General features: G+C 42.6%; 10 protein-coding genes. 1 reads left to right on the top strand and 9 read right to left on the bottom strand.

The features are described from left to right. Positions 1 to 343: 343 nt before the first annotated feature. From nagP to secA, 5 genes are all read right to left on the bottom strand, one after another. Positions 344 to 1645 (bottom strand): N-acetylglucosamine MFS transporter NagP, encoded by a 1302-nt coding sequence (gene nagP, locus N475_RS14140; protein WP_063355512.1) that lies wholly within the window; start codon positions 1643 to 1645, stop codon positions 344 to 346. A gap of 277 nt (positions 1646 to 1922) precedes the next feature. Then, the gene (locus N475_RS14135; RefSeq protein ID WP_081232434.1) at positions 1923 to 4523 is read right to left on the bottom strand and encodes a family 20 glycosylhydrolase; all 2601 of its coding nucleotides are present in this window, start codon (positions 4521 to 4523) and stop codon (positions 1923 to 1925) included. A gap of 282 nt (positions 4524 to 4805) precedes the next feature. Beyond that, positions 4806 to 6869 (bottom strand): M13 family metallopeptidase, encoded by a 2064-nt coding sequence (locus N475_RS14125; protein WP_063365454.1) that lies wholly within the window; start codon positions 6867 to 6869, stop codon positions 4806 to 4808. Positions 6870 to 6954: 85 nt separating this feature from the next. Then, positions 6955 to 7350 carry an 8-oxo-dGTP diphosphatase MutT gene (mutT, locus tag N475_RS14120; RefSeq protein ID WP_063355515.1) on the bottom strand — a complete coding sequence of 132 codons (396 nt, stop codon included), beginning with the start codon at positions 7348 to 7350 and terminating at the stop codon, positions 6955 to 6957. A gap of 58 nt (positions 7351 to 7408) precedes the next feature. Then, positions 7409 to 10117, bottom strand: a complete 2709-nt coding sequence (secA, locus tag N475_RS14115; RefSeq protein ID WP_063355516.1) for a preprotein translocase subunit SecA — start codon at positions 10115 to 10117, stop codon at positions 7409 to 7411. A gap of 480 nt (positions 10118 to 10597) precedes the next feature. Between secA and N475_RS14105 the strand changes: the two genes are divergently transcribed. After that, positions 10598 to 11077: a DUF721 domain-containing protein gene (locus N475_RS14105; RefSeq protein WP_063365458.1), complete on the top strand. Its 480-nt coding sequence runs from the start codon at positions 10598 to 10600 to the stop codon at positions 11075 to 11077. A gap of 52 nt (positions 11078 to 11129) precedes the next feature. On the opposite strand, the gene lpxC is transcribed toward N475_RS14105, so the two are convergent. The 4 genes from lpxC to N475_RS14085 all read right to left on the bottom strand — a co-directional run bounded on the left by lpxC (position 11130) and on the right by N475_RS14085 (position 15427). Then, positions 11130 to 12053, bottom strand: coding sequence for a UDP-3-O-acyl-N-acetylglucosamine deacetylase (gene lpxC, locus N475_RS14100; protein WP_063355518.1), 924 nt, complete (start codon positions 12051 to 12053; stop codon positions 11130 to 11132). A 96-nt stretch (positions 12054 to 12149) separates the two neighbouring features. After that, positions 12150 to 13397 (bottom strand): cell division protein FtsZ, encoded by a 1248-nt coding sequence (gene ftsZ, locus N475_RS14095; protein WP_063355519.1) that lies wholly within the window; start codon positions 13395 to 13397, stop codon positions 12150 to 12152. A gap of 21 nt (positions 13398 to 13418) precedes the next feature. After that, positions 13419 to 14651 (bottom strand): cell division protein FtsA, encoded by a 1233-nt coding sequence (gene ftsA / locus N475_RS14090; protein WP_063355520.1) that lies wholly within the window; start codon positions 14649 to 14651, stop codon positions 13419 to 13421. After that, on the bottom strand, positions 14648 to 15427 hold the full coding sequence (locus N475_RS14085; RefSeq protein WP_063355521.1) for a cell division protein FtsQ/DivIB: 780 nt from the start codon (positions 15425 to 15427) through the stop codon (positions 14648 to 14650). The genes ftsA and N475_RS14085 overlap by 4 nt, the downstream gene beginning before the upstream one ends.

Here is a 15427-nt window from a genome sequence, read left to right as displayed (position 1 = left end):
TTCAAAATATTAGAAATTGCATTAAACAAGTATTCCGATTCTTTCCTCACTGCCTAACGCGTCCAACTCGGGAAAGCTATGTTCTAATGTCCAGATTAACCTCTCTATAAAAGCATCCACGCCAATTTAAAGCTCTAATTTTCCCAGCTCTTAGTAACAGCGATAACAAGTCCGCCCTCTTAGAGCGCCAGATGTGCAGATTAAAGTGAGAAAAGGGTTCCGAAGTAAAATACAAACAGGACCAACAACTTTTAGGCGTGCGCCTGTTTAATAGATAAAAAAATGCCACCTTAAAGGTGGCATTACACACGGGATTATTTCTACTTTGAAATAGAAATTCTTTTTACTTCCAGCTTCTCATTTTGTGACCTTTCAAAGCATAGAAGAGAATAAATATATAACTTGGTATCATTAGGCTATATGCTCCTTGAGCACCTAAGCCTGCAACATTACCAAGTCCAATTAATAATGGACCTAAAGCTCCACCTGCAATACCCATAATCAATAGACCAGAAGCCGTACCGGTCAATCGACCCAGTCCATCAAGTGCTAGAGGCCAAATTGCTGGCCACACCATTGCGTTGGCAAAGCCTAATAATGCGATACACAATAACGGATCTGGCAGCTGAGGTCCACCAAAAGGCACTAACAATAAGTTAGAAATTGCAAAAGATGCATTATCGCCCATGACCACAGCTAAAACAGTGATAATACCGGCAATACCAGACATCACAAGCGCACTTTGCTGAGACATAAAACGAGGAATTAATACAATCCCAATTGCATAACCTAGCAACATACAACCCATTGTATATGAAGTCATTATTGAGTAGTCAGCAATGCCTAAATGCAAAGCATATGAACCAATAGTATCTGCCGCAATAACTTCTACTGCAACGTACAAAGCGATACCAATAACACCTAAAACTAAGTGCGGGTGCTGAAGCGCTTCTCTTAATTCACCTTTGGATGTTTCACCTTCTTCCTCGAATACAAGATCAGGCAATGGTGAGAACTTCGCGAATAAAGCAAATAAAAATATTAAACCAGCAATCGCTAGGTAAGGTGCAATCAAGCTATTTGCCATTGCATCTTTTTGTTCTTGTGACAGGCTCTCTCCACCTTGCACTACACCACTAACAACAACCGCAGCAAATACGATAGGAACAATTACGCCAGCTGATTTATTTAATAAGCCCATAATACAGACTCGAACTGCCGCTGACTTCTCAGATCCCATTTTCACAACATATGGATTAACGGCTGTTTGCAGTACAGTTTGCCCTACACCAATTAGTAACTGAGCAAGTAAAAAGATTTCAATTGCCTGCATTTTCGCAGCGGGAATATATAGCAAAGCAGATAGCGCCATAATCACACAACCAACGGCCATGCCATTTTTATAACCGACACGCTTAATCACCATTGCTGAAGGAATACCAGCAATCGTTACTGCTATGTAAAATGAGGAAATAATAAATGACGCTTGCAGGGGAGAAAGCTCAAGCATCTGTTGTAAAAAAGGCGTAATGGCCCCATTTAGCCATGTAATACAACCCAGTATAAAAAACATAGAGCCAGCCAGTGTCATAGGCAACCAGACACTCTGCTTCGCTTTTTCATTCATATCCACTGTTGCTTCCATAATACTCTTCTTGTTTGCAATTAAAGCTTAATACAATTTTTGTTCGTGACCTATCAGACCACAAACTCTCAAATTTTATTATTTTCTGCCGACGAGCGCGGCTTTCTAGGTCTCTGCCAAAGTAAAGACACTGTCATAATGCTACTTAAACTTAAAATGACAGCGCTGACATTTAACTTTACGTTAAAATCTACTTTATTACTAGTTAGAAATTATACTAAATAGTATTCAAAAAAGGGGCAAACGCCCCTTTAATTGTTTAAAGCAATGTAAATGCCTACTCTAATCCAGTGATACGACTATATTTTTTACCATCTAGACTAGTTCGTAGTCGTACTGCTTTCGGTTCTGTGACTGACATCGGACCTGTGTATTGCTGCCACGAGTTACCTCTGTCTAAGCTTACTTCAATAGTTAAGAAGCGGAATGCACTATTTGCCAACAACTGACCATTTTCTATAACAGCACCAGGTACTGGCAAGTTAATATTCACATCCGATTTAACCAACCGTGTAAGCTCCTTCAAAGCGAGCGTTGCTGAAAATTCCTGCCAGTCAGCCGCAAGCTCTTTTTCATCTCGTACACTGCCTTCCCATTTAGCTTTATGCCAAGCTCGCTCTGCAACAGTCAGAACCCGAGGAAACATCATCGCCATTACTTGTTCTTCAGTACGAATTGTTTCAGTCCACACTTGGCCTTGCATGCCTAGGATGTTTTCCGGTTTTTCGAGCTCAGGCAGCGGACGACCAACTAGCGCCTCTAAATTATCGATAGACTCGCCATTTCGAGTAAAGTCAGCGTTTGCATACACATTGTCAGGCATATACCCAAATGCCTTTTTAGTATCGGTATAACGCGCGGCCCAATAATAACCTCGTTCTTCCGGATGTGCTTCATAGGGGTGATCAAAATAAAGGTGTGTACCGTGAGACAGTATCACTTGGTATCCATCATTCGCTAATCGGTGTGCCCTATCAGCTACTCCCCACTCCCAAATGTTATCCCACACATTTGCTGTAAAAACTTGATTTGGAAATTCATCACGCTTAAATGGGTTCACTCTATCGTACATTAAACCATCTTCCCAGGCGCCAGGTGCAATACCACGTTTAGCGAATATTTTAGCAACGCGCTGAGTAAAATACGGCTTCAGATCTGCAGGTCCCGCAATCCCATTATTGGCGTCTTTGAACAATGTTTGACATGCTGGTGATTTGGCCCAAGAGCCTGCGCCTACTTCATCACCACCAAAATGCAAATTCGTTAAGCGCGTGCCTGCTTCTCGATACATGCCTTGTAGTTCATATGTCACCTTCTCAATAAATGCATATGTTGAGTCCATACAAACATTTAGAGAGTTGTCGGTATAGTTTTGCACGGTTAAATATTCTGATTTATCGTCTAGATCGCTTAATAAGTAAGCTTTAGCTTCTGCCTCTTTACCTTGCTCTTTTAGCTTGTAATAACGGGCTTCCATCGCTTTGATTGCAGCACGAGCATGGCCCGGCCCCTCTATTTCAGGGATAATATCGATATGCCTAGCTTTTGCAAACTTTAGTAATTCAACAAAGTCTTCTCTAGATAAGTAGCCATTACCAGAGCCTGATTTGAACGGACCTGTTCCCAATTGAGTTAATAGACAGTCGCGCTCCTGTAAATCAAAACAACGATAACCACCAACTTCTGATAGCTCTGGAAGGCCAGGGATCTCCACTCGCCAACCTTCGTCGTCTGAAAAATGCCAGTGGAACTTATTAAGCTTATAGCGAGCCATTTGTTCAACAAGTTTAAATAGCGCCTCTTTACCATGATAATTACGCGCATTGTCGTAATGCATGCCTCGCCAACCGTAACGTGGCGTATCTTCAATTTCTACATTGGGCACTTTGATTACATTACTTTGCGCTACCGGAAATAGAGCTAACAGGCTTTGAATACCGTAAAAAACACCTGCGTTATCAACACCAATAATCTCTATTTTTTCGTCGTCAACCTCGAGTTTATAACTTCCTGAGGCTGCCTGATTACGACCATAATCACCCGCTTCAACTTTCAGATATATAGTTGGTGTTTTGCCTGCTTTTATATGATCTGGCTGTGCATCAAGTGACAATCCATAAGCCTTTAAATCTTCGCCGAATACGGCTACTTCTGACTTAAGCCTCCCTGCAAAACGAATTTGCCACGTGTTATCAATCTCAGCAACGCCGCGATTAAAGTCAACAGTATATGGCTTTGGAATAATTCGTTTGATGGCCGCTTCTTTGTCAACTTTGACATTATTTTGGTTGTGTTCATATCTCCATTGAGCATTTGCCAAAGGCGAATAATCAAGCGGATCATTGTGGCGTTTCAATTGATTCTCGCGCGTAAATGGTGCGACAAAGCGTGTCATATCTTCAGTATTTGTATTTGCAAAAATTACCGGCGATTGTCCGTTTGAAACAATAAAAGCGCGTGGCATAAAGTCGGTGTATGCAGCTATCCAAGCAGCCGCCTCAAATTCTACTTTAAGGGATTCATTTGGTGCTAAGCCCGCAAAACTTTTCGTTGGAATCAGCCTATGTAAGTCACCGTTAATATGCTCAATCTTCAAGCCAGCCGCTTGATTTGTTTTGATTTTACGTACGGAGTGGATATAAATTTGCCAATCATTCTTCCCCTTTGGAAGGGCAATATTTGAATTATTTTCGAGAGAAATAGAGCCAATAAAACTGCCAGCACCGCCATGGAAATTATTTTCAACTGCAAATGTGAGTTGCGTATTTTGCGCAAAGGCATCTAGCTGTGGTTGGGAAAACGCTGCATTTGCACCAAACGATGTTGCTATCAACGTTGTTGCAAACACTTGCGTCAGCATGTTTTTTCTAAAATTCATATCAGCTCCTAAAGACTATTGCCCTGAAGTCACATTTTAGCAAAAGCTTGTTTGTGCTGCTTTGCACACGTAATTGTTCTATTAAATGGTATAGCGTATTCGCTACCAAACATGCTTTTGCAGGCGTTCAGAGAGTAGTACTAACCAACTTATTGTTAGTTTTTCATCATATCGAAGAAAAAATGACAGCGCTATCAAATTTTAAAAAAGCCCGTTTATTCCACAAAAAAACCTGCTCAAGCAATGCTCAAAGCAGGTTTTTGAATTGGATTTATCAAAGTTTTACCAAATTTTGACCCTGTCCTCAGGTTTGATATACATACCGTCGCCCTCTTTCACTTCAAAAGCTTCATAGAACTGCGGCATATTCGATAAAATCCCAATCACTCGGTATTGACTCGGTGAATGAGAGTCCGTCATTAAGCGGTTTCTCAGCTCTTCATCACGGTACTCTCTTCGCCAAATTTGGCTCCACCCCATAAAAAACCTCTGCTCCCCTGTATATCCATCAATGACAGGTGCAGCTTGCCCATTTAATGACAATTGATAAGCTTTGAAGGCCACCGTCAACCCGCCGAGATCACCAATATTTTCGCCCAAGGTCAGCTGACCGTTTACATTGGCATCATCAAATGGCTTGAAGTCATTGAATTGCTCGATAAGCTTTTGGCCACGTGTCTCGAATTGAGTAAGATCATTTTCAGTCCACCAGTTACGAAGGTTGCCATCACCATCATATTTTGCTCCTTGATCATCAAACCCGTGACCAAGCTCGTGCCCAATAACAGCACCAATCGCGCCATAGTTTACTGCGTCATCTGCATCTAGATTAAAGAATGGTGGCTGAAGAATAGCTGCAGGAAACACGATCTCATTGTTTACTGGGTTGTAATAAGCATTAACAGTCTGTGGCGTCATGTACCACTTAGAGCGATCAACTGGCTTACCTACCTCACTAATCATATCTTGGTAAGCCCATTGATTGTAACGAACATAGTTACCCACTAAGTCATCAGCACTAATCTCTAAACTCGAATAGTCACGCCATTTATCAGGGTAACCGATTTTAGGCGTAAACTTACTAAGCTTTTCTTTTGCTGCTACCTTGGTATCGGGACTCATCCAAACTAGATCATCAATAGATTGCTCAAAGCCGGAAATAAGGTTGTCAACCATGGTAGTCATGCGCGCTTTAGCTTCAGGTGGGAAGTACTGCTTAACATAAATCTTCCCGAGCAATTCACCAAGGACATCGTTACTGGCATCAACTGCCTGTTTCCAAATAGGCGCTTGCTCTTCAACACCGCGTAATGTCTTACCATAAAAACCGAAGCGTAAATCTACCAGTTTACGCTCGAGCAGTTCAGCATAGTTGTTTGTAAAATGAAAGGTTAAGTAATCTTGCCAGACACTCACATCACTCTGTTTAATAATGTTGGAAAGCGCGATAAAGTAACTTGGCTGAGAAACAATAACTTCATCCAAGTCAGCGCCAAGCGTACTTAAATAAGCCTCAATATCAAAATCAGTAAGTTGTTTATTGAACTCCGCTACATTGAGCTTATTGTAAGTCTTGGAAGCATCTCGACTATCTACACGGCTCCACTGCACTTGAGCGATTTGGGTTTCTAAGGCTATAACAGCTTGAGCTGCTTTTTCTGCCTGCTTTTCGTCATAACCGAACTCAAACAACATATTCGTGATATAGGTTTGATATTCTGAGCGAATATTCACAAATTTTTCGGTATCTTTGAGGTAGAAATCTCTATCAGGTAAGCCTAAGCCAGATTGGTATAGGTACAGAGCATTCACGCTTGAATTTTTAGCGTCGTTGTTCACGTACCAAGCCATAGGCGTTGTTCCACCTTGCATTATCAATTGCGCCATCAACTTAGGAAGCTGTGATTTGTTTTCTAATGCACGGATCGGTGCTAGATAGTTATCTAGTGCCGCGACACCTAACTCTTCACGAGCTAGTTCATCAGTATAGCTCTTATAAAATGCACCTAATTTGTATTCATCACTGCCAAGTTCAGCTTTATTGTTACCAGCCGCATCTTCTAAGATAATACGCAGTGCTTTTTGTGATTCATCATAGAGTTCACTAAAAGAGCCATAATTGGATTTGTCCGCGGGGATCTCAGTTCTCTCAAACCATTTGCCATTTACATGATAGTAAAAATCATCCTGAGGGCGTATTGAGTGGTCAATGTTTTCAAGTTCAATACCTGAACTAAGGGTTTGTTGTTGAACCGTTGATTTTGGTGCTTCTGTTTGTGGCTGCTCGCTACAGCCAACCAGGCCAAGCGCTAGGGCAACACCAAAAGCTGCGATGGATTTGCGCATACTAATGACTCCATTATTGATATACACAAATCATACCTTGCTAAATCAGGTTTTTACACATAGCTGTGAAAACAATTGTAAGCGCTTATGAAAATGTCGCCAACGCTTCAATGATAGCAACATTAGCCTTTGGAAAATCAAGGCTTGTCAGACCTTGGTAATCAACCCATTGGCTAGGCTGTCCCTCAAGGCCTGTTGGTTCACCTTCAAATTGGTCAACAACATGTACATGTAAGCAGACTTGCTTATCACCATAATCGTGCTCGATGGTCGTCAGGTGCTTTGACCCTCGCACCTCAATACCTATTTCTTCAGACAATTCCCGCTCTAATGCTTGCTCAACACTTTCTTGCGACTCGACTTTACCACCAGGAAACTCCCATAAGCCCCCCTGATGCTGCGTTTCGCTTCGTTTACATACAAAATATTGGCCTCGCTTAAAAATGACTCCAACGGCCACATTCACGACTTTTTTAGTCATGTTAATTCCTCAAAAAAAAAGCGACACAAGGCCGCTTTAGTAGTGTTATTCAAACTGCTTAGCTAAGTTTGCCGCAACATTGCTTATACTTTTTACCAGAACCACATGGGCACGGCTCATTGCGACCTACTTTCGGCTCTGCACGCGCAGCGACTGCTGCTCCTTGTGGTGCTTCACCGCCAACCTTTTCTGCTTCTTCATGCTGGTATTGTTTAGGTACTTGCTCGCTGCGACGATGTTGCTCTTCTACTTTTTCAACATCTTCCTCTGCACGCACCTGCACCTTACTTAGTACACCAACAACGTCCACTTTTAGTGTCTCAAGCATATTAGAGAAAAGCTCAAATGATTCACGCTTGTACTCTTGCTTAGGGTTCTTTTGCGCATACCCACGTAAATGAATACCTTGACGTAAATGGTCCATCGCAGCCAAGTGATCTTTCCAGTGTTGATCCAAACTTTGTAACATGACCGCTTTCTCGAAGTGACGCAGTACTTCAGCACCAACCAATTCTTCTTTTTGCTTGTATGCTAATTCAGCTTCTTCGACAATTCGCTCTCGCAAAGACTCTTCATACAGTTTACTGTCTTCTTCAAGCCACTTTGCAATTGGCATCTCTATCAATAGATCCGCCTTCAAGCGTTCTTCTAGACCAGGAATATCCCACATTTCAGCCAAGCTCTGTGGCGGAATAAAGCGATCAATAATGCCATTTACAACATCGCTGCGAATCGCATTAACTGTTTCTGAAATATCACCCTCTTCCAGTAGTTCATTTCGCTGTTCATAAACAACGCGGCGCTGATCATTTGCAACATCATCGTATTCAAGCAGTTGCTTACGAATATCAAAGTTACGAGCTTCAACTTTACGTTGAGCATTTTCAATCGCACGGTTTACCCATGGATGCTCTATCGCTTCACCACGCTGCATGCCCAGTTTGCGCATCATCGTTGTCATACGCTCACCAGCAAAGATGCGCATTAATGCATCATCCATAGACAAATAGAAGCGGCTTGAACCGGCATCACCTTGACGACCAGAACGGCCACGAAGTTGGTTATCGATACGGCGAGATTCATGTCTCTCAGTACCAATGATATGTAATCCACCAGCCTCTAGCACTTTATCATGTAGCTCTTTCCACTTGGCTTTTGCTTCTTCGACTTGTGCGTCTGTTGGGTTCTCAATTTTGGCTATATCATTTTGCCAGTTACCACCAAGCACGATATCGGTACCACGACCCGCCATGTTTGTCGCAATAGTCACATGGCCTGGTAGACCCGCATCAGCAATGATGTCAGCTTCTTGGGCATGGAATTTCGCATTTAGAACATTGTGCTCGATTTTTTCTTTACGCAAGAAATGTGATAAATATTCAGAGCTCTCGATTGAGATTGTACCAACAAGCACCGGCTGTCCACGTTTCTGACAATCTCTGATGTCCTCTAGAATCGCTTCAAACTTTTCTTCTTGAGTTAGATAAACTAAATCAGCACGGTCATCACGGATCATCGGTTTATTGGTAGGGATAACAACTGTATCCAAGCCATAGATTGATTGAAATTCGAATGCTTCTGTGTCCGCCGTACCAGTCATACCCGATAACTTGTCGTATAAACGGAAGTAATTTTGGAAAGTAATTGAGGCCAAAGTTTGGTTTTCATTTTGAATACGTACACCTTCTTTTGCTTCAACCGCTTGGTGCAAACCTTCTGACCAGCGACGGCCCTCCATCGTACGACCAGTGTGCTCATCAACAATGATCACCTCATTGTCCTTAACAACATAGTCTACATCTTTTTGATACAGCTTATGCGCTCTTAAAGCGGCATAAACATGACTCAATAGCGTGATGTTACCCGCTGAATAAAGCGAATCGTCTTCTTCGATTAGGCCATGCTTAATTAAAAGTTCTTCAACATTAACTTGACCACGCTCAGTCAGGTGCGCCTGTTTAGACTTCTCGTCGATAGTATAATCACCATCGCCCTCAACACCCTCTTCGTCTTCTTTCTCTTGTTGAACTAGCTCAGGTACAATTTTATTTATTTGCGCATACAATTCAGAGCTATCTTCCGCTGGCCCTGAAATAATTAATGGTGTTCTCGCTTCATCAATTAAAATTGAATCGACCTCATCCACGACGGCATAGTGAAGTGGGCGCTGTACACGCTCTTCAATGCTAAACGCCATATTGTCGCGCAAATAGTCAAATCCAAATTCATTGTTAGTACCGTAAGTAATGTCTGCCCCATACGCTTCTTTCTTCTGCGCAGGCATCATACCCGGAATATTACAGCCAACAGTCAACCCTAAGAATTCAAACAATGGGCGGTTATTCTCTGCATCACGCTTAGCAAGGTAATCGTTCACCGTAATTACGTGAACCCCTTTACCCGTCAAACCATTTAGATATGCAGGTAATGTAGCTGTGAGTGTTTTACCTTCACCTGTACGCATCTCAGAAATACGCCCTTGGTGAAGTACCATGCCACCTATCATTTGGACGTCAAAGTGACGCATTTCAAAGACACGTTTTGATGCTTCTCGAACAGTAGCGAATGCTTCAGGAAGTAATTCGTCTAAGCTAGTTCCCTGCTCAAATCTTTGTCTAAACTCTGCTGTTTTTGCTTTTAATTGTTCATCAGATAGCTTGCTATACTGCTCTTCTAAAGCATTAACTAAAGCGACCGTCTTGCGTAAATTTTTGATCATCCGGTCGTTACGGCTACCAAAAATTTTGGTAAAAATTTTAGTTATCATGTTTAAACCATTTCAATCTTATATTTGTAAGCCCGTGCATTCGCGTATTCCCAAAAGGCTTACTAGTCCTGTTGGCGACAAAGTCGAATTTGTGCAGTGTGCCGAGTTAAATTTATACCCTATCATACCAGACTATGCGCATCTGCAAACCACCAAAGCGAAAACTGTTCCTATTTAATAATTTATGGAGCAGCATATGGTTTGAAAACACGCGAGTATTCCAGCGTTCTTCCTGAATTATAGCGACGGGATATGACGATAATATTCGGTAATGAGCTTAATATGGGGGTTACAGCTTCAGAGTTCAAGTGTATAGCGTTCAGACAACAACGTTCTTCTACAGATTGTACTTTGTAAGGGACTATTTATCTTAATATGGCCGTTATATAATGAAGTAACCGCAGGCATCACAATACTCTTCGTCGGAAGAGTGAAAAGCTAAATTAGTGATGCTGTATGTATCGTATAGAAGAGCAGGCCATGGCAAAAAATAGATTCAACCCTAAGCCTCTGTCGGAGCTGGCACCGAAGTGGTCTGATAAACTTACTAACTACGTCGAAAAATCTCAGGATATCAATGCACTGCAAAGCCCATTAGAAGAAGCTCTGGGGCCAATATTAAGTAAAAAATGTCGCGTTGCCAATTATGCGCAGGGCACGTTGTTTATAGAAGCTGCATCAGCTACGCTTGCAACGAGGTTGGGTTACTTAAAAATGGAAATACTCTCGGCTTTTAGGCAGTCTGGTCTTCATGATTGTGGTCAAATTAAAATAACCTCCAACCCTGAAGCTCAGCAAAGATTGCAAAAAGAGCTCAAACAAACGCCACAGAAAACACCAGAAAAACCGGGGTTAAGCCAAGAAACGGCCAATCAATTGTCCCAGCTTGCCGAGGCTGCCCCCCCAGGGTTAAAAGAAAAGCTCCTAAAACTTGCCAGCCACCGCAGAGAAAAGAAATAGCTAAGCAAAGATTAACTAAGGCAAAAAAAATGACGCTACCGCGTCATTTTTTTTAAACTGCTGAAAGTTGCTGTCCTGCTTCCAATCCAGGGGCTGGCATTGTAACAGGTTCATCAAATGTCACCCATTCCCACGCACTTTCATTTGCCATCACTTCTCTTAGTAGCTTGTTATTCAAGCCGTGACCTGACTTGTAACAAGTAACTTTACCCAGAATGTTATGACCAGTCATAAACAAGTCGCCTACACAATCTAAAATCTTGTGTTTAACAAACTCATCTTTGTATCTCAAACCATTTGGATTAAGCACTTTAAAATCATCTAGTACGACAGCATTGTCCATGCTACCACCCAAAGCAAGATTATTAGCATGCATATATTCGATGTCTTTCATGAAGCCGAATGTACGTGCTCTACTTATTTCTTGGGTAAAACTTTGGGCCGTGATATCTAAGCCAATACGCTGTCGGCTAGCATTGATAGCTGGGTGGTCAAAAGCGATCTCGAAATCAATATGAAAACCATCATACGGTTCAATCTCAGCCCACTTATCACCTTCCTCAACACGTACCGTTTCTTTGATACGGATAAAGCGTTTAGCGACATTAAGCTCGGCAATACCACCTTTTTGAAGTAAGTATATGAATGGTAATGCACTACCATCCATAATAGGCACTTCAGAGCTATCAAGCTCGACAATTAAATTGTCTATACCTAAAGCTGCCACAGCAGCAATTAAGTGCTCTGTAGTCGATAAGCGAACACCATCTTTATTGGTCAAACAAGTACATAATTGCGTATCACCCACAGCTTCAGGGGTTGTCTCAAAATCGACAACAGGGTCTAGATCTACGCGACGAAATACAACACCTGTATTTGCGCTCGCAGGTCGGAGAGTGATCGTGACCTTTTCACCTTTGTGCAAACCTACACCTGTGGCTTTAACAACTTCTGCAATTGTACGTTGTTTAATCATATATTCGCCCACTTTAAGTTAGATAGACGGCGGAGTGTATCACAAAATGAGCACCCTGCCAATTGTCTATTTTTTAATCTGGTTTTAAACTACTTCTTAGTCTGACTGCTTTCTTAAAAATGCAGGGATATCGAAGTAATCACCTTTCTCTTTTTCACCAGTTTCTTTTTCAGGTGACTCTGAATCTTTGGGCGATTTAACGCCCTGCATGCCAGCAACACCAGCACCAGAATCTTTACCTGTTGACGTTTCTACAGGCTTGTTACCAGCTCCACCGAAGCTAGGGATGGTATCTTCACTGATGTGGCTAGGACCATGCGTGCCTGTGCTGGCCTGACCTGAGAAACCTTGCAACCCTGTATCAACAATACCGAACTGAGGCTTACGTTCACCACCGAGTCCCGTTGCAACAACCGTTACTCGCAGCTCGTCACTCATTTCAGGGTCAATCACTGCACCTACAACTACCGTTGCATTCTCAGAAGCTAACGCCTTCACATGATTACCAACAACTTCAAATTCTTCAATGGTGATATCCATGCCAGCAGTAATGTTAACTAAAATGCCTTTCGCACCAGTTAGATCAACATCTTCTAATAGCGGGCTTGAGATTGCCGCTTCAGCCGCTTCTTGTGCACGATCAGGTCCTGAAGCAGCAGCCGTCCCCATCATTGCCGTGCCCATTGCTGACATCACAGTTCTTACATCAGCAAAGTCCACGTTAATCAAACCTGAACGAGTAATCAGTTCTGCGATACCTTGTACAGCACCGTAAAGTACATCATTGGCTTTCGCAAACGCGTCTAATAATGTAGTACCTTTGCCAAGAACCTTCAGTAACTTGTTGTTAGGAATTGTAATAAGTGAGTCTACAATTTCCGACAATTCACCAATGCCATGATCGGCAGCCGCCATACGCTTTTTACCCTCAAGGTCAAAAGGACGAGTTACAACGGCAACAGTCAAAATACCTAATTCTTTAGCTACTCTAGCAACAACTGGTGCAGCACCGGTACCTGTACCGCCACCCATGCCTGCGGCAATGAACACCATATCCGCGCCTTCAAGGCTAGCTTTTATCGTTTCAACATCTTCTTCCGCGGCTTTCTTGCCAACTTCAGGGTTTGCCCCCGCTCCCAAACCTTGGGTTATTTGCGTGCCCAACTGAACTGTTACATCTGCTGACGACTTTCTTAGCGCCTGCGCATCTGTGTTAGCAACAATAAAGCGCACACCTTCTATTTCTTGTTTTACCATGTGCTCAACGGCGTTGCCACCGCCGCCGCCAACACCAATTACTTTAATTACGGCCTCTTCGCCGTGTTGTTCCATAATATCAAACATCTTCACTCTCCGACTTGAGCTTTAAAACTCACCTTGGAACCATTTAGTTACTCGGCTCCACCAACCATCTTCGGCATCAACTTTCGCCTTTTGTGCATTTTTGGCTTGCAGCGTTCGGCCGTATTGTAACAAACCTACCGCCGTTGCATATGCCGGATCATCAACATAATCAGTTAATCCTGTGATCCCAACAGGTTTTCCTATCCTTACCGGCATCTGAAAGATGTCTTCTGCCACCTCCAGTGCCCCTTTCATTTTGGCGCTGCCCCCTGTCAAAACAACACCAGCCGCTATCTGATCTTCAAAACCAGAGCGACGAATTTCTTCTTGAACCAGCTCAAATAACTCTCTAAATCGCGGCTCTACAACCTCCGATAAAGTATGCCTAGACATAATTCTTGATGGGCGACCACCTACACTTGGCACTTCGATTGTTTCTTCAGCACTGGCCATTTGGCTACTTGCAAACGCGTATTGTACCTTCAAAGACTCAGCATGTGAGATAGGTGTTCTAAATATTTTTGCAATATCTCCGGTAACTTGATTACCAGCAACTGGAATTACTGCCGTATGACGCAAGGCTCCATTTACATAAATAGCGATGTCCATGGTACCACCACCTAGATCAACGACAGCCACACCTAGCTCTTTTTCATCTTCAGTCAATACTGAATAGCACGACGCCAGAGCCGTAAATGTTAATTGGTCAACATCTAACCCGCAGCGCTCAACACACTTTTCAATATTTTTCGCCATGTCATTCGAGCACGTAATGATATGTGCTTTGGCTTCCATTCTCACACCGCTCATACCTAGTGGGTTCTTAATCCCCTCTTGCATGTCGATACTATATTCTTGTGGTAGTGAGTGCAGCATCTTACGTTCAGCAGAAATAGGCACCGACCGCGCAATATGAATCACATTGGCAATATCGTCATCCGTAACTTCTGCATTATTAATTGCAACAACACCACTTTCATTTTGGCATTGAATGTGTTTTCCAGAGATCCCTAAGTAGACCGAACTAATGCGACAGTCCGCCATGAGTTCGGCTTCATCAATTGCACGTTTAATCGAGTCAGATACCAAGTTAAGGTCGTTTACGCCGCCTTTATCCATGCCATGTGCAACTTGGTTGCCAACGCCAACAATACTTAATTGATTATCTGGTGTGATCTCACCCACAGTGGCAACAACCTTGGCAGTTCCCACATCTAGCCCTATCACTAAGTTTCTTTCTGCTGACTTGGTCATGCTTTACTCTTTTCTATATTCTCTTGAATCTGAGGGTATCTCCAACTTACCGCCAGTCCCGTATCATATCGCAAATCGATCACATCGAGCAGAGCGCCTTCAGGGCGTTGTAACAATGGATATACATCGATGAACCTTTGCACTCTTTTTGCTTTTTCTTCTCGACCTAAATTAAGCTTAATGCCATTTTTCAACCATAGCTGCCAAGCAAATCGCTCTGACAGGGCCAAGCTTGTTAATTCAAACGAGTTTACAGCTAACATTTCTTTCAACTGTAAAAATGTCTCCCATGCTTCTTTTTCGCTCCCTTCTGGACCATAAAGCTGGGGTAACCCTTCAGGCAGCTTGTCGCTACTTGCTTGAAAAATAAATCCGCTTTCATTTAACAACGAGTCACTGTTCCAAAACGCCACAGGAGTGTGCTCTGTGACATAAATCTGAATTGTATCTGGCCATTGCTTGCGTACCGATACAGAAGCTACCCAAGGCAATGCTTTTACCGATGCCTGAACTGCTTTCACATCAAGCTTAAAAAAGCTTTTCAGATCGGTTTCACTAATGGCCGAAATTATATCTTGCTCACTGGTATAAAACGGCTCACCTAGCACTGTTAAAGTTTTAATTTGCGCATCTCTGTGCTCGACTAACCAGTCACTGACCCAAAAAAAGCTACGTGACAAAATCAATAAGACACATATGAAAAAGCCCACACCAAGTATTACGGACCAGTTCCAGGTCCTTAAATTTAAGATGGCTTTCTGCAGATTTTGGCGCAT

Source organism: Pseudoalteromonas luteoviolacea DSM 6061, assembly GCF_001625655.1.
Classification (GTDB): Bacteria; Pseudomonadota; Gammaproteobacteria; order Enterobacterales; family Alteromonadaceae; genus Pseudoalteromonas; species Pseudoalteromonas luteoviolacea.
This window is presented reverse-complemented; position numbering and strand designations above follow the sequence as displayed.